This is a genomic window from Ruminococcus intestinalis (assembly GCF_014288065.1).
Classification (GTDB): Bacteria; Bacillota; Clostridia; order Oscillospirales; family Acutalibacteraceae; genus Ruminococcoides; species Ruminococcoides intestinale_A.
The window spans coordinates 53,405-69,825 of record NZ_JACOPS010000003.1; the positions used below are offsets into that span (position 1 = coordinate 53,405).

At 40.2% G+C, this 16,421-nt stretch carries 18 protein-coding genes and 1 tRNA gene; 10 read left to right on the plus strand and 9 right to left on the minus strand.

The genetic code is table 11. From position 1 onward, the window contains the following. The first annotated feature begins 17 nt into the window (after nucleotides 1-17). The 10 genes from H8R91_RS07050 (at nucleotide 18) to H8R91_RS07095 (ending at nucleotide 9,819) form a co-directional block, all read left to right on the plus strand. Nucleotides 18-959, plus strand: a complete 942-nt coding sequence (locus H8R91_RS07050; RefSeq protein WP_186935435.1) for an AlbA family DNA-binding domain-containing protein — start codon at nucleotides 18-20, stop codon at nucleotides 957-959. Nucleotide 960: 1 nt separating this feature from the next. Beyond that, complete coding sequence (locus H8R91_RS07055) at nucleotides 961-1,878, plus strand: DNA adenine methylase (protein ID WP_243237784.1); 918 nt, start codon at nucleotides 961-963, stop codon at nucleotides 1,876-1,878. Further along, nucleotides 1,871-3,898, plus strand: coding sequence for an ATP-binding protein (locus H8R91_RS07060; protein WP_186935436.1), 2,028 nt, complete (start codon nucleotides 1,871-1,873; stop codon nucleotides 3,896-3,898). The genes H8R91_RS07055 and H8R91_RS07060 overlap by 8 nt, the downstream gene beginning before the upstream one ends. Nucleotides 3,899-3,900: 2 nt before the next feature. After that, the gene (locus H8R91_RS07065; protein WP_186935437.1) at nucleotides 3,901-5,283 is read left to right on the plus strand and encodes a DNA double-strand break repair nuclease NurA; all 1,383 of its coding nucleotides are present in this window, start codon (nucleotides 3,901-3,903) and stop codon (nucleotides 5,281-5,283) included. A 115-nt stretch (nucleotides 5,284-5,398) separates the two neighbouring features. Further along, nucleotides 5,399-5,650, plus strand: coding sequence for a hypothetical protein (locus tag H8R91_RS07070; protein WP_186935438.1), 252 nt, complete (start codon nucleotides 5,399-5,401; stop codon nucleotides 5,648-5,650). Then, nucleotides 5,637-5,912: a DUF6809 family protein gene (locus H8R91_RS07075; protein WP_186935439.1), complete on the plus strand. Its 276-nt coding sequence runs from the start codon at nucleotides 5,637-5,639 to the stop codon at nucleotides 5,910-5,912. The genes H8R91_RS07070 and H8R91_RS07075 overlap by 14 nt, the downstream gene beginning before the upstream one ends. A gap of 361 nt (nucleotides 5,913-6,273) precedes the next feature. Continuing rightward, nucleotides 6,274-6,483, plus strand: a complete 210-nt coding sequence (locus tag H8R91_RS07080) for a helix-turn-helix domain-containing protein (RefSeq protein ID WP_186935440.1) — start codon at nucleotides 6,274-6,276, stop codon at nucleotides 6,481-6,483. Next, a complete protein-coding gene (locus H8R91_RS07085) occupies nucleotides 6,480-6,920 on the plus strand; it encodes a helix-turn-helix domain-containing protein (RefSeq protein ID WP_186935441.1) in 441 nt (146 codons plus the stop codon). The genes H8R91_RS07080 and H8R91_RS07085 overlap by 4 nt, the downstream gene beginning before the upstream one ends. Nucleotides 6,921-7,190: 270 nt before the next feature. Continuing rightward, on the plus strand, nucleotides 7,191-8,366 hold the full coding sequence (locus H8R91_RS07090; protein WP_186935442.1) for a tyrosine-type recombinase/integrase: 1,176 nt from the start codon (nucleotides 7,191-7,193) through the stop codon (nucleotides 8,364-8,366). Beyond that, complete coding sequence (locus tag H8R91_RS07095; RefSeq protein ID WP_186935637.1) at nucleotides 8,350-9,819, plus strand: tyrosine-type recombinase/integrase; 1,470 nt, start codon at nucleotides 8,350-8,352, stop codon at nucleotides 9,817-9,819. The genes H8R91_RS07090 and H8R91_RS07095 overlap by 17 nt, the downstream gene beginning before the upstream one ends. 110 nt (nucleotides 9,820-9,929) lie before the next feature. Here H8R91_RS07095 and H8R91_RS07100 read toward each other — a convergent pair whose 3' ends face one another. From H8R91_RS07100 to H8R91_RS07140, 9 genes are all read right to left on the minus strand, one after another. After that, entirely contained in the window at nucleotides 9,930-11,195 is a 1,266-nt protein-coding gene (locus H8R91_RS07100; protein ID WP_186935443.1) for a hypothetical protein, read from the minus strand. Nucleotides 11,196-11,321: 126 nt separating this feature from the next. Continuing rightward, nucleotides 11,322-11,397 (minus strand) — tRNA-Pro (locus H8R91_RS07105). Between the two features lie 477 nt (nucleotides 11,398-11,874). Then, nucleotides 11,875-12,327, minus strand: a complete 453-nt coding sequence (locus H8R91_RS07110) for a phage holin family protein (RefSeq protein WP_186935444.1) — start codon at nucleotides 12,325-12,327, stop codon at nucleotides 11,875-11,877. Between the two features lie 20 nt (nucleotides 12,328-12,347). Next, nucleotides 12,348-13,307: a peptidoglycan recognition protein family protein gene (locus tag H8R91_RS07115; RefSeq protein WP_186935445.1), complete on the minus strand. Its 960-nt coding sequence runs from the start codon at nucleotides 13,305-13,307 to the stop codon at nucleotides 12,348-12,350. Nucleotides 13,308-13,309: 2 nt separating this feature from the next. After that, a complete protein-coding gene (locus H8R91_RS07120) occupies nucleotides 13,310-13,522 on the minus strand; it encodes a hypothetical protein (RefSeq protein WP_186935446.1) in 213 nt (70 codons plus the stop codon). Then, on the minus strand, nucleotides 13,504-14,124 hold the full coding sequence (locus H8R91_RS07125) for a hypothetical protein (RefSeq protein ID WP_186935447.1): 621 nt from the start codon (nucleotides 14,122-14,124) through the stop codon (nucleotides 13,504-13,506). Before H8R91_RS07125 ends, H8R91_RS07120 begins: the two co-directional genes overlap by 19 nt. Beyond that, the gene (locus tag H8R91_RS07130) at nucleotides 14,105-15,301 is read right to left on the minus strand and encodes a hypothetical protein (protein ID WP_186935448.1); all 1,197 of its coding nucleotides are present in this window, start codon (nucleotides 15,299-15,301) and stop codon (nucleotides 14,105-14,107) included. The genes H8R91_RS07125 and H8R91_RS07130 overlap by 20 nt, the downstream gene beginning before the upstream one ends. 11 nt (nucleotides 15,302-15,312) lie before the next feature. After that, entirely contained in the window at nucleotides 15,313-15,714 is a 402-nt protein-coding gene (locus H8R91_RS07135; RefSeq protein ID WP_186935449.1) for a DUF6711 family protein, read from the minus strand. 12 nt (nucleotides 15,715-15,726) lie between these two features. Beyond that, entirely contained in the window at nucleotides 15,727-16,383 is a 657-nt protein-coding gene (locus H8R91_RS07140) for a phage tail protein (RefSeq protein ID WP_186935450.1), read from the minus strand. Nucleotides 16,384-16,421 lie beyond the last annotated feature (38 nt).

The following is a 16,421-nucleotide window of genomic DNA, read 5'->3' on the forward strand; positions in this document are numbered from 1 at the left end:
ATTCAAGAGGTTCAATTATGACATCAAAAGAAAATCAAATAATTAACTTAATCATTTCACAGGATGAGAATGATCAAGTGGATTTCAAAAAAGAATATTATTCCAAAGAGAAGAAGTACGACCTTATTAAGGATATTGTTTCTTTTGCTAATAATATTAAACCAAAGGATAAGTATATCGTTTTTGGCGTTGAAAACTCTACTTGGAATGTCTTAGGAATAGATAGAGCTTCTTTGCCTGATATTTCTGAAATTAATAACTTATTGCACTCCTATGTTGAACCATTTATTGATGTTGAACTGGGATATCTTGATTACCAAGGAGTAACGATAGGGTTTATTCGTATTCCACATCATGACTTAAATCGCCCATATGTTATTTCAAAGGAGTACAATAAGAACAAAGGTGTTTTTTTGCGAAAAGGTGAGATTTATACTCGAAAAGGTGCCACCAATTTCATAGCAGAAAGAAGCGATCTTGATTGTATATATCATAATAAAGGGACTCTGGACATTAATCTATATACCAAAGAACTTTCGTTTAGCAATATTCGTATAAATGGAAACTCATATTTGGCTGGGCAAGTCAGGTGTATTATCCAAAACAATACACCCAAAACAATCGTGATTGATAGTATTCATATATTTGTCCACTGCGGAAGTAATTTAATCGAGCACACCGTCGACTTTATAGATGATCAAAAAAGCGTATTTATCAAAATGCCGGAGAGTTTATCGCAAATTCCTATGCAAATTTCTTCGGGAGATAGTTTACAAAAAACTGTTTACTTTGAAATATCAGAAATTGCAGCAATTAATTTAAACAAAAAGGCAAACGAATTGTCAGATGTAAGTGTGTCAATAGAAATAGGTGATGTTTTAAAGCGGACTTATCAAAATGATGCCGAAACAATACGGCTAAATGTTGCTGAAGACTTACTAAAGAAATGGAGTCACTAACATGGAAAACGCCCAGAAAGGAGAAGAGAATATGAACTATTCACCACTAAGATACCCAGGTGGCAAAAGTAAGATTGCGCCTTTTGTGTCATTGCTTATTGAGAAAACTAATTTAGGTGAATGTACGTATGTTGAACCTTTTGCAGGTGGGGCAGGAGTGGCGCTATCCCTTTTATTTGATTGGACAGTAACTAGTATCGTAATTAATGATTATGATAAGGCTATTTATTCCATGTGGAAAGCCATTCTTGAAGAAACCGAGGACTTTATAAATCTGGTTCGAACCGTTCCTTTAACAATTGATGAATGGAGAAAACAAAAACAAATATACAATGACGAGAATAAGAAATATTCATTAAAATTAGGCTTTGCCACTTTTTATCTTAATAGAACCAACCGTTCGGGAATATTGGCAGCTGGTCCTATTGGTGGATATAAGCAAACTGGAAATTACCTTATGGATGTTAGGTATAACAGAGAGGATTTGATTCAACGAATAAAAAAAATATCGGAATATAAATCACATATACATTTGTACAATAAAGATATTGAAAGTTTCATAAAAAACTATTTGCCTAAGTATCAGCATAATGCATTCGTTTATTTTGATCCGCCATATTACAACAAAGGTAAGGAACTGTATAAGAACTTCTTTGTTCATGAAGATCACGAGCGCATTTCAAAACTAATAAAGAGACTAGATTGTTATTGGATGGTAACTTATGACGATGTAGATGCTATTTGTGGGCTGTATAAAGATTACGAGTGTAAACAATTCGACCTAACCTATAGTGTGGCTAATTCGGGAAAAAAATCAGAAATTATGTTTTTGAGTGACGAAAGGCTCTGGCCTAGTGAAGATGAATTAAAATGTAAAAAAATTAAGATCAATATTAGAAAGCGGTGTAGTGATGAATAAAATATCGATTGATACTCTGAATGATAGAGATCCATTGTTGAAGTTAGTTCAACCTGACAACTTTATTGGTTGGGTTTATTCTATTGATTATGATTCAGCATTAGTTGTAACAAACGATGCGTGGAAAGCTAAGGTTAATGGAATACCGCATAATAGTTTTTTAGTTGCCTCTTCTTTTAACCCGTCTAATTATGCCAGTGTGACTTCGATGGAGAAAGAAGTTATTCTTCTTAGAGTTATTGGTACTTGTAAGTTGCCTCAAGACGATGACATGATTCGAACTAAAATTGATAATTATCAAAATCAAACTGATGTGTACTTAGAAGATAACAATAAAGGCTATGATCCCATAACACAGAACAGGTTACAATTTGGTGGATTAAAGTGTCGAGTGCTAGGTACTTTTTATATGAAAAATAGTGAGCTTAATATGGGAAGTGATATAGAATCTTTCTCAGTTTCAATGCGTATGGGTGTGTATATGCCTAAGGGGGATGCATTATCTTTAATTGTCAATTATGTTGATCCTATAAGAAAGAATCGTTTTAAAGAGGAACTAACACTTCTTGGAATTAATAAAGAACTTCAACCTTTTGAAATCGGAACCGTTCGTTATACATCAACAGATCGATTGCATCGAGCAAACGCTGCGGATCGAATTGCATTTCATATTCAACCTTCTGACTTTTTAGCTCGTAGAACTGCCGTGTTAGGTATGACTAGAACTGGTAAATCTAATATGATCAAGCAGACTATCTCTGTAGTAAAGAGCATTGCTGACAATTGTCAACTTCCTATTGGACAATTAGTATTTGATATTAACGGCGAATATGCAAATGCAAACAAACAGGATAATGGTTCGATTTCAGACATTTATTCTGAAGGCTGCGAAAGATATCGCATGATTCCTACCGAAGGATTTTCACATTTGCTGAACAATTTTTATTCTGAATTGCAAGAAGGATTGACGATACTTAGCGAATTGATTAGAGAAAACAAAAAAGATGGCTCAGCTGATATAGATACTTTCTTAGGGATGTCGTTAGAGCAACCCGATTCTCTTGATGAGCCGGGCGAATATAAGCGCTGGCAGGTGAAAACAGCTTTATATAAAACACTTCTTAAAAGAGCTGGATACGATTATAATGGTACTTTCTCTGTTAAATTCGAAGCAAATAAAAAAGTTCGTGAGGCAGTCGACGCTGTTATAAATGCTGATGCCGAACCAGGTTGTGAAGTGCATTTTGATCCGAACAATTCTCTTTCTTATGAAGAAGCACTTAAGTGGTTTATCGCGGCCCGTTCTGCAAACAAGGATAAGAAGACGACCGGTAAGTTGAAATCGAGTAGTGGCTCAAACTGGTTTGATGAAGAGTGTATTGCTATGTTAAATCTGTTGGATGGACATAACAACAACGATTCTTATATTCGCGGTTTTAGAACAATCGAATGTGGTCGTCCATATCATACACCTTACAGAACGCAAGATGTTTGTGAAGAGATTTATCAACATCTTATGCAAGGGAAAATAGTCATTTTAGATCTATCGGTTGGACAGGCTCAATTAAGAGAGCGACTCAGCAAAAGAATAGCGAAATATGTATTCAATGCTTCCATGAATTGTTTCACTAGTGGTCAAAGTCCCCAAAACATAGTGATTTATATCGAGGAGGCGCATAACCTAATCGGACGAAATATGGATTTGTCAGAAACGTGGCCGCGTTTGGCTAAAGAAGGTGCAAAATATAAGATTGCGCTTGTGTATGCTACGCAAGAAGTCTCTTCTGTACACCCCAATATCCTTGCCAACACCGAAAATTGGTTTATCTCCCATTTGAACAGCGAAAAGGAAATTTCAGAACTTGCAAAGTTTTATGATTTTGCAGATTTCAAATTATCCTTACTCAGGTCTCAAGACGTAGGCTTTTCAAGAGTGAAGACTTTATCAAGCCCATTTGTTGTTCCTATTCAAATAAATAAATTTGATCCCGAAAAAATAATCGCCGAGAAAGGACAATAAAAATGTCGGATTACAACGTTGATAGAACGTCTCATATTGATATTGTAGATAATCCTGATGTAAGGGTTTTTCTGGAAAATTGCGACTATATGAAAGCACCTACCGGGAACGAAATAAATGATATTACAAATCATTTTTTGACAATTCCCGATGCAGAATATGATTTGCCTCAAAAAGTAATATCTATTGACGGGAGTAATTATGAAGCAAGTGTTCGAAAGGAGTTGCCATTTACAAGAGTAGGTTTTGTTAAAATAAGTAACTTGTTAATAAGGCGCAATGCTTTAAAAAGCTTATCAGAAGGTAATTTTGTTAATCCGTTCGAAGTTGCAAAATTGAGCAAGGACAACTCATCGCTTTCATTTGCACTCCCAAGTACGAATATGTGTTATAAAGGCGAAAGTAATGTTCGTGATAGTTTCAGAAAGGCTTTAGATGAAATTTTATACAACTGTCGATTCTGGGAGAAAGACGCCTCAACAAGTTTGAGAACCACTTTGTTTCGTATGGCTTCTTTGCGTTCAAATGATGTTGACAGCGAAAATGATAAATTGGTTTTATTCAAATGTCCTTCGTGTAGTGCAGAAAATCTTGAATTGTGGGACATCCCAGAAGTTCAGCGTTGTCCGTATTGCGGTAATATTGTTTATCCTTCTGATTGTTTGCGCATATGGGAAGATGTGGGGGATGCCGGTTCAAATCAATCTGCTCTAACAAGGTTTACGAATGCAATCATGCATTTGCTAGTTGTTCACTATATTCGATTTCTTAAAGAAAAGAGCCCAGATTCTTATCTTAACGCACTGACAGATCTGTGTTTCATCGTTAGTGGTCCTTTAGCTGTTTTCGGTAATCCTGCGTGGCTACACGCATCTATCTTAAAATATTTATATGACATTAACAAGGAATTGGTAGATAGCGGGAGAGCTCCTATTATCGTTATGGGTGTTTTAAAAGCCGGAGCAATTTGTGACTATTTTAAAATGATTGGACCTTCGGTGAAAAAGAATTCGATTTATGCGGTATCCGATGAATTTAGAAATAAATATATCAATTTTGATCGAGAACCATCATCTACAACATTCGGAGCAGAAACATATTATGGTCAAGATTTCCTTTTAAAAACCGAAACTGGAAAACTGTTCGTTTTTAATGCATTATTGCCGTATAGAGACAAGCACAATAAGATTGTATTTAAAAAAGAAAAATCTAATTTACTTAACTATAAAAACATAGGCACATATATAGAATTAATCGAAGAGTTTGAGTGTGATCTTGATAGTACATCGATAGTTCCTATTGCGCTTGCGCAAAGATATACAGCAATCAGCTTGGAACCCGGTGGACAGGTTCTTGATTTGCTTGCTAAAAGCAATTTTCAATGAGTTAATAGTTTTAGCAAACAAATTACTAGTTGATAAAGAGCAAAAATTCCTCGTTCTTATCTGGACTTCTGCGCCTTTCTGTGGTACTGTTGTGTACTGCAAAGGAGGTGCTGGTATGGCACGAATGACTGTAGAAGAAATTTACAGAGGCGAAAAGTATGATGTGATGAGTGTGGCGACGGCGGACTATCTTATGAATGGGCTTCCGGCGGAATACGACGAGCGGACACGGCTTGATATGCTGCTTGTAAAACACGCGCTGATTGCGGCAGAGAAAATGAAAAATGAGGGCGACACGGTGTCGGGTATGACCGATGACATGTCGTCCTCTTCTTATGTGAGGTGGAATGAAAATGACAACGCTTGAAGATCTGTACTACGGCAATATCGTTCCGCACGAACACAGTTTTAAGCGCGGGAGTGCTTACAGCGAAATGTTGAGCTATGTTATTCGGCATCAGGACAGCTTGATACCGACGCTTACGGCTCAGCTAAAAGAAACCTTTGAAAAGCTCAAAGACTGCGAGGCGGAACTGCACGGTATGAATGAGCGTGAAGCGTTTATCAGCGGCTTTAAGCTCGCGGCGAGAATCATGACCGAAGTGTTGTGTAAACCGTCAGAGGATTGAATAAGCAGAAACAAGGCCGAGCCGATTTTGCGGTTTGGCCTTGCAATTTTCAGTTCGACACAGCACGGTTAAAATCTGCACCGCAGAAAACAAAGAAAACAGTATTCCCGCAAAAGCGCCGGAATATACACTGTTGGCGCAAAAAACTTGACAGAATTTCCCCGGTATGTTATACTGCAAGTAAAGAAAGCAACCGACAATTGAATACACATATTTTTATTTTGAGTTTCAGACTCGCACTTACATAATCACCGATGCAGATCAGCATCGGGATTGAGTGCGGGTCTTTTTGTTTTGCAAAACAGCAGTCCTCTACATAACACGGCGAAAAGCCGTGTGAATTTAACAGGAGGAAAAACCAATGAAAGAATCTGTTTACACCGCTTATGAGAATCTGCCACTGTTCCTTAATGCTGAAACGGTAGCCAAGCTCCTCGGCATCTCCATCTCAAGCAGCTACGAGCTGATGCACGAGAAAGGGTTTCCGTCGTTGCGTATCGGCTCACGGCTCATCGTACCGAAAGAGAAATTTCGCGCATGGGTCGAAGAAAAGACGGGAGGCAGCATTTGAAATTCACCCGATATCCAAAGCGTGATGCGATCCGGGATTATTTTCCTCTGCCGAATGAAATTTTCAGCTTGGGTCTCAGCACCGGTGAGATTGCAGTGTATGCGTATCTGATGTACTGCGAGGACAGGAAAACATTTCAATGCCATCCGAGTTACAAGACGATTGGCAAGGCGGTCAGCATGAGCAAAAATACCGTCAGGAAATATGTGGACAGCCTGATTGAAAAGCGATTGATTACTGCCGAACCGACCTCCGTCATCACCCAAAAAGGCGAAAGGCGCAACGGCAATTTGCGCTATACGATACGCCCGATTGGAGAAGCGTTAGAGCAGTATTACGAGCAACAACTGATACGGCTGCACGAAGAAACACGGCGGCGGATAGCTTTGAAAAAGCTCGCTGAATTTGACCGCAAACATGGAAAATCGGCGGTATAACGGCAGTTTTACGTTCCGTACGAAAATAAGCAGGAGAAAGCGAGGGGTTGCCTTGCTTTCCCCTCGCAGGGAACAGCGTACGGCAACGCCGACCGCACAAGGCTTTGTATGGCTTTTAAGAACGGTTATAAAAGCTTCAATTTAGGGGTTGCGGCGATAAAAACCTCGCTGATTTAGGGGTTGCGAATTTTACCGCAAATTTAGCTGGATATTCCGCCATGTATGTGGTATTGTGTTCGGCTGGCGAGAGCCCTGCTAGGAGGTGATACCATGGCAAAACGAAGACCGTCGGGAGACGGTATGGTGCGCAAGCGCGATGACGGACGGTGGGAAGGCCGCATCGTTGTCGGTCACAAAAAGAACGGCGATCCGATTCACCGCTATGTGCTTGCCCGAACACAAAAGGAGTTAATCGTAAAGCTCCACGACTGCATCGAGATGTACCGCGATGCCGACCTCACCGAGGATTCGAATATGACGCTCGGCGAATGGCTCGACCGATGGATCAATGAATATATGATCTTCACGATTCGCGAGAGCACACTGGATTCTTACAAAGCGATGATTAAAAATCAAATCAAACCGTATCTAGGAGACAGACCTTTGTCGGCGCTGACCACGCAGGAGCTTCAAAAATTCTATAACACCGTCAAAAAGAATGGTCGGGTGAAGCCCGACAGACGACACGGCACCGAGCTTGCCGACAGCATGGTGCGCGGTATTCATATGATGCTGCACGAAGCGCTGGATATGGCGGTGTGCCTACGGCTGATTGTTAAAAACCCAACGGTCGGCACAACGATTCCCAAAAACAATTATCCGACGAAGCAGATACTCAATGACGAACAGCTTGACAGATTTATGAAACGCATTCGGCAGGATGAGCGGTGGTACGATTTCTTCTACACCGAGTTGACAACAGGTCTTCGCCGAGGTGAAATCTGCGGACTGAAGTGGGAGGACTTCGATGCGGAAAACGGAAAGCTGAAAGTGAGGCGCTCGGTTGCTAAAAGGAAAGGCGGCGGATTGAATATCGGCGAAACCAAAACCGAGACGGGAACGCGCACGATTGTCCTGCCGCCGAGCACTGCGGAACTTTTGCGGAAGCGAAAAGAAACGGCAGTCAGCGAATGGATATTCCCGAATATCTATGAGCCCGAAAAACCGATGCACCCCGACTATGCTTACCACCGATTAAAAACACTGTTAAAACAGGCGGAGCTTCCGCTGATTCGGTTCCACGATCTGCGCCACACCTTCGCCACTCACGCGCTGGCGGGCGGCGTGGATGCGAAAACCCTGTCGGGAATCCTCGGGCATACCAACGCCAGCTTTACGCTGGACACCTACACCCATGTGACCACCGATATGCAGAGAAACGCTTCCACTATCGTGGGGAGCTTTATGGATGAGATTATGCTTGAAGGAGATGATACCAATCGCTAAAAAAAGAAAAAATGGTGAGGGCACATTACGCCTGCGTAAAGACGGTCGGTGGGAAGGAAGAATTGTTGTCGGGTACAATGAGAAAAGCCTGCCTATTACAAAATGCGTAACGGCGAAAACAAAAACAGAATGTTCCACTAAGCTCGAAGCGCTGAAAGAACAGTACGGACGCTCTTCCGACAGAATCAAGGCGGATATGCCGTTCGGGGATTGGATCGACTTCTGGTATCAGACCTACTGTCGGCACACTCTCCGCATTACCACAAGAACCGACTATGATAACCGCATTTACAATCATATCATTCCCGAAATCGGAAAAATTCCGCTGAACAGGCTGTCACAGTCGGATTTACAGCAATTCTACGCAAAGGAAAAGACAGACGGAAGAAAACTGCATGCAAAAACTTACGGAAAGGGACTTTCGGACAGAACGATAAGGGGGATACATGCCAACTGCCGCACTGCTTTACAGCGGGCGGTGCAGGAGGGCTTAATTCGCACCAATCCCGCCGTCGGCTGTAAGCTGCCACCGAAGAAAGCACGGGAGATGCAGGTGCTGACGCAAAACGAGATTCTGCGGTTTCTGCATCAAGCAAAGGAAGAAGGCTATTATGAACTCTTTCTGCTGGAGCTTGGCACGGGGATGCGGCGCGGTGAAATATTAGCACTCAAATGGAGTGACCTGAACTTCAAAACAGGAGAGCTGCATATCGAGCGGCAGGTGTATATCATCAGGGCGGAAATAATTATATCGGCGCCGAAAACAAAAGCCTCAATACGCACTGTTATTCTGCCGCCGTCACTCCTCAAAACTCTCGCAGTGTATAAAGAAACGGTGGATTCGGAATGGATGTTCCCGTCACCGACGGATAACGGCAGACCGAGAAATCCGTCATCGGTTAGAAAACGGTTACAACTGATCTTGGCACGGGCGGGTTGTAAAAAGGTGCGCTTTCACGATCTGCGTCACACCTTTGCTACCATGGCGCTGGAGCACGGTATGGATGTGAAAACGCTCTCGGCAACCATAGGTCATGTGTCCTCGGCAACCACGTTTGATATTTACAGCCATATCACCGATACTATGCAAAGGCAGACGGCGGTGCATATTGACCGCAAAATCGGCAAAACGGACGCACAGATGCCCGTGGAAGAACAAACACCCGAGGCGACGGCGAAGCCGCCCGTAAACGCCCCGTGTGCGCCCACAGAACCCCATCCCGAGCCCATACCAAGAAAGATACGCAAATCCGGCACCGGATGCCTGTATCAGATCAATGACAACATCTGGGAAGGCAGCTTCTTCCCACGCCTGCCCGGCGGCAAGCGAAAGAAATTCAACGTCTACGCCGAAACCCGCGATCAGTGCGAAATCAAACTCGCAGAGATGATCGCCCAAAAAAAAGCGGAGATCGCACAAGAAAAAGCAAAACTAAAAGAGGGCGCCAATTAAGGCGCCCTCAAAAATTGGTTTGCAGTAAACAAAGAAAAATATTTTTATAAAGTTCTGCTATATTACAAGGTGCACACAATTAGTGCAAATGATAGATTTTTTGATGTGTTTTACTTATCGTTAAAACATATACTACGCAGTTTTCCCTCTATTTCAACAATACTATTTTCGGATGGTTCTTCTTTATTCAACGGTATCGAAAAGAATTTCCAACCACTCTCAAAAAACAATTCGTCAATAATAGTAATGTTGGTTGATTTGAACAGCTTTTTTGAACTTCTTCTTATGGGGGTCGCTTCTGAAAGGAGTATTACATTCACTGGAATTTTAATCTTTGATTGCATATATGTCATAAATTTTCGGGTTGTTGAATCAACAATGAAAACAACATATTTGAAATCAGATAGTTTGTCAAGCTCTAAACACTCAAAATTTGTATAAGTAACTTTAAATCGTTTGGATAGAAAATCGGTTAGTATTCTAGTAGTGTATTTTTTGCTTCCAACAATCAATGTTGGATTGCTGATTGCTAAATTTTGTTGTTTTTGTTGACAATCAAAAACATGTTTTAGTAATGTTCCGTCATCACGTTCTTGCTTATATTTTTCCGTGGCAGATTTTGTATCCAAAGTTGTTGAAGTGTATTCCGTATTAAATTTCAATTTTTTGATTTTTGAGTATAATGATGTGAATTCTGTAACACCTTTATTTGTGCCTTGTAATAAAAAACAAGGACTTTCATTTTTTTCTTTTGATTTATACCAATTTAAAAGGTCGTTACTTTCGATGATTCTAATATATTCTATAAGTTCGGTGTAGTCGGAATAAAAATATTCGAAATTTTTAATTTGCTCTACGACCTTGTTTATTTGAATTATCTTGTCTTTGATTATTCTATTGGGTGTTCCATAACTGTGGACGGCTGTTTTCCTCTTTCCATTTGAGTAATAAGTTGTAGTGAGATATGATATCTCTTGATTTGCGATTATGGTTTCGCCATCGAGAATTAAAAAGTCTTTATTGGTCAACTCATTTAAGTTTGGGTTGCGTTCATAAACTGAAACTATTATAGAGATTATTTGTTCCATATATTCTAGTAGCCTGTTGACTTGGGGACTTAATAACTTCTTGGCTTTATGTATTTTAATTTGTTCAGGCACAACGTCAACTATAAAGTAGAACAACGCACTTAATATAAAATCCATTGCTAAATCATAAATGAAACTGAATTGTTCTTGTGTATGTGGCGCTGTGATAAAAAATGATTTAATAGGATTAGGAAGAAATTCGAATACTGGCATTGATGAGAGTTTTATTGCAATCACTAGACACAGTATGGTAATGATAAGCAACGCATAATTGATACGTTTTTTCATAGATACCTCCACTCATTGTTAATAGTTCTTTAAAACATTCGGTTATTAGAAGTTTTTTTCAAGAGAAACTTTTAATGTTTAAATCAGAAAACGAGTCCGAACTTTTTTAATTCGGACTCGTTAGCCTGGTCGGAGTGACAGGGTTCGAACCTGCGGCCTCAACATCCCAAATGTCGCGCGCTCCCAACTGCGCCACACCCCGATTTTGTATTGAATTTTTAGGTTTTTGCGTGTAGGTGGTCAAATCTGTGGTCAGGCACGGTTTTGACCGTTATTTTTTGTTTTCCATACCGCCCGAAATCTGCACGTTTAAAGGGCTTTCGGCGGTTGGCACCGATAAACGTCAGAAATGCCGTCTATGCTCCCAAACCACCCGCGCTCCCAGCTGCGCCACACCCGGATTTATTTAATTTTTGTGATTTCAGTATCTGTGGGATACTATGTGGTCGTTGCCTTATTATAACATAAATTAACGAAAAAATAAAGAGCTGAAACCGCCGTGTGTAAGGCTTTGTTGAGGATTTGCGGAAAGGTCAAAAATGTGTCCGTCTACGCTCCCAAACCGCAAATACAATCTTAAAAACATTCGATAGACACTATACTTTTTTCAATTTTGAGCCACCTGCTGAACCACCTTGATTTTAAAATTCAAATAAGCGAGGGGCTAAACTTATATATGCTATTCTTTTGTGTCTGTATCGGTTTTGTTTTCAACTGTATTTTTCAATCGGCGGACGATATTTACAAGGAATTTCGGAATTGGCGTGCCTAACTCCGAGAGATTTTCGAGAATTGAGATTAATTCGTTGATGATGAGCCAAATTGTTACAATTAAACCGCAACAATATGTGACACCTATATTTACATTTGCCGCCGCTAAGCCTGTGCAGATTAAATAATCGACAACACCCGCAACAACCACAAGAACGAGATAGCTTGCTTTTTTCAAAATTCCAATTAAACCTGTTTTACTTTTTAATTCGCCGTTTCTGTACGCCGATGTCAATCCTGTAATATAATCAATAAGCATTACAGCGATGAGCACGAGAATTGGGATAAGTAAGATATTAAAATATGATATCAGAGCACCGATAGCTACTGAAACAGTAGCCTGAATAATATTGTCTTTCATAGTTTAGTTATACCTCCAAATCAAGTTAAAGTAAGCTCAATACGGTCAATAGCCTTGCCCTTTGTTCCTGCGTAGACGTCCTGCTTACTGTCTTTTTCGTCATCGTGCTGCCAATCGTAATAGTCTTCATTAACTGCAGAAACTCTGTATGTAGCCTTATAGTAGCTGCCGTGTGCGGACTTAACATCAGCAGGAGTTGTATAATAAATCTGTACAGCATCAATATCCATTCCGAGAATACCGGCATAGCCGTTTACATCATCATTAAGATTAAAACCTGTAACCCAGCTAAGCCTGTTACCGCCTTTAATATGCACTCTGTACTTAATCTTACCTTTTGTTACTTTGATTGCAAGACCGCTGATTGCCTCGCCGGCAATGCCTGCGAAGTCTGATAAACCTTTTACAGTTGGTAACCACTTACCGTCTGCAAATACGCAATATTCAATCGTAGGTTTATCATCTTTTTCAACTTTTGATTCCTCTTTGCTTTCAGAGTTACTCTCAAGTTTATTTAAAAACTGTTCTCTCCATAGCTTGTCTTTAGCAGCTGAACCGCACCAAAACCCCGGGCAGATTTTGCCGTTTGCGTCATAATGACGAATCACCCTCTCTTTACTGATTTTGTACTTTCTCATAAGTCGCTGAGTAAGCAGAATTACATTCTCAAGCGTTTTTCCCTTGCACTCACTTGTTGAGCCTGCAATCTCAATGCCGATTGAGCGACAATTAATATTCCAGTCACCTGCGTGCCAAGCAATATTTTTGTCAGCGACAGATCGTACAACTGTTGTATCATCGACAAAATAATGTGCAGATGTTTCAACTACATTATTCTTAAAGTAGTTACCGTTGTTTTCTGCTGTGTCACCGTTGTTGCCGGTGTAATGAATAACAAGTGTATCAATTTCCGAAGATTTTCTGTTGCTCTCTGTGAAATTACCTTTATTGCACCATATTTCTTTAAATTTATACGACATATTTATACCTCCCATACAGCCATAACTGCGTTGTAGTAATCTTCCGAAAGCTCGGCTTTAAGTATTTCCCTGTCGTTTTCACAATTCATATATGCGTTTCGAACATTACCGCCGACCTGCATTTCTGTGCCGCCGATTTCAATAACCCTCTGTCTTAATACGCTCACTCCCTCTTTTGTAAGCATATCAAGCGTAATTATTTCTTTGATTTCCATAGTAATTCGCTCCTTATTTGATTATGTATGTAATAATGAAATTGATTTTTTTCGCCCTCTGCAAATTTGTCAGTTGAGCTGACATAAATCCAAGAGCCGTCTATTCTCACATTACGCAATTTATTCTTTGTAGAATATACGGCAATACTTGCAAGTTTACTTTCTGTTTTTGACGGGAACGGCAAACCCGACATTTGCAAATAGTTTGTATCCGCCAACATACTTGTAATATTTACAGACACAGTAACTGCGTCGCCGTTCTTTACATAAACGAATTTTCCCGCACTGCCCTCATAAATTGTCTGCGCCGGAGATAATTCTCCCGAACCGATTTCGTTATTTGCCGCATCATATTTGTCTGCAAGCGATTTTTCTATATCGGCTTTGTTCTGCACAACGGTCTGCCTAAGCGAATTAACACTGTTATACACAGTGCCGCTCGTTACATAGTTAGGACTGTTCTTCAATAATTTTTTTGTATTAGTGCCCATTACTGCTATATCCACACTGTTGCTGTAGATACCGTCGTCCATACGATTTAAGTTTGTTGCGTTCAGCGCCGGAACAGCTCCGTCAACCCAATTAATTTTGCTGTAACTCATTTATCTCATCCTTTCCTAAATATTCTGTACCTTCTGCCGTCAGTCTTACTCTCATACCGTTAGTGCCTTTCAGCGTTCGTTCAAGTATAAAACTGTCGACCGTTTCCGTGTCCGTAAAGCCTGTTTTTATGCTCACCTTGTCGCCGCATTCGAGCCACCACCTACCGTAAACATCAGCTTTAAAAGGCCTGTAAGCATACAAATTGTAAAAGATGTAGTTGTTACCTTTATTATCGTTAAAACTTGTAACAATACCTGCAATGTCTATACAGCAAGCAGTAATTATGTTGTCTGATATATACCAACTTTGTTTTTCTTCTTCTGTATGACCGTACGAAAAATAGCTGTCCTTGTTGTACTTAAACTTAATAAGATTAATACTGCGTGTTGTGTATTCCTCAAAGTCGAGGTTGCTGTAGTTGTCAACGACCTCGGTTTTAGGATTTAAAATTTGAATAAACTTTATCTTGCCCTCTCCGCTCATAATTGCAAAACAAGCATTAAGTTCGCAGTACGCACTCAACAAGTCCGATATCGTGGTTTTGTCATTGAAAATCGATTTTACAAGATCCAATTTCAGTGACAGCTCATTGCTGTCATTAAAGCCTGTAAATTCGTTTTCGTAATCATAATCCTTTAAAAAGCTGCTGCAGAGATATACTCTCAAATCATATAAACTTATTTTTGGCGAATAAATCGCAAGGCTTGTAAAGTAGTTGTAAGCGTATTTTTGCGAAGCGAGGTATAAATCGTCATATGCGATAATTTCCTTTACCGCCCTGTTTTTCTGTCTTGATGAGCTGTTGACAGTACCGCAGAATAGCGACACCTCAATAACTCCAGACTGATAACCGCAATATAAATCTGCACTCGGCAATACTGTATCCGAGGGAAATAAAAGCCCCTTGCTGTATGACTGTTTCATTATAACTTTAATGCGCTTGCCGTTGAGCTCTGTGTCAACATTTATCACTCTTACAGTAAGCTGACCCGCAATACAGCCGCCGAGTTTAAACTCCTTGCCGTCACTGATTGCCTGCGTAAGTTCAAGACTTTCAGATACAATATTCGCGCCAGTGATGTCTTGAATATCGTCGTCAGGAAAGCTGATAATTATTTCCCTTTGCAAGCTGTCGTTCAACAGTTGCTTTTTGACCTCATCTGTTAAATTTATCATACCGCACCCCCTTAATACTCAATAAGTTCAATGCTTATCGGGTTGTAGCGGATGTCTGTCTTGCTTGCGTCCATAACCGAAAACTCAATATCGGGAATATAGAAATATCCGCTGTCATATGAGTTGGTTTCATCGTTCCAGTAGGTAACATAGCATTTGCGTTGTACTGTGTTCACGATTGCAGAATTAATAATATTCTGCATATTGATTTTCTCGTTCAAGTGCAGAATGTGGGTAGAAAAAGTAATGCTTGTCTTACCTGTCGGCAGTGTTGAACGCTGTAAACTGCCGTTATCGTCACGCTCGGCATCGTTGTCCATACGCTGATCAGGTGTTGACGAATATTCAGCGAAATAGTTATTAGGAAATTCGGTATTTCCGAATTTTAGTAAATAACCTTTATAATTTGACATACTGCACCTCCTTTACGCAAATGCCGATTTGCCGTTATGGCGGTTTTTATAAAGTTCGTTTTGCTTTACGATTTCGTTAAAAATATCATTGCCGTTAATTTCAGCGACAAACTGATAGTAGTTACCGCCATTGTTTCTGAATATTACGAACATCTCATACAGCTTTTTAAGATACGACAGAATTTCGCCGAGAATTACCGTATCCTCGCCGTTAGAAGTATTAATCATACCTTGTAGCTTGCTAAGCGGCGCAATAACTTCCGGATTGCCCGAATTAGCTCCTGCGTTATCTCCGACTACCGCAAGTGTCGGTGCTTTGACAAGTCCGCCTGTTGCAAGTCGTGGAATGAGAGGCGGATTTTCAGGCATTGAAAAACTCCAATCCTGTCCGATGATAGAACCAATAGCCCCTGCAATTCCGCCGATTGCATCGATAACACCCGAAACAAAGTTATAAATGCCTGTCCACAAACTGTTGATACCGTCAATGATAGCATTTACAATAAATTTGAACACAGCACCGATACCATCCCAAATGCCCTTGAAAAAGTCGTGAATACCTTGCCATGCTTTTTTCCAATCGCCTGAGAAAACACCTGTGATAAAGTCAATAAGACCGCCGAATGTTTTAAGAATTGAATTAACCAATCCACCGATGAATGTAAACACATTATCAAACACTCTTTTTACAGCATTGAAAACGTTCT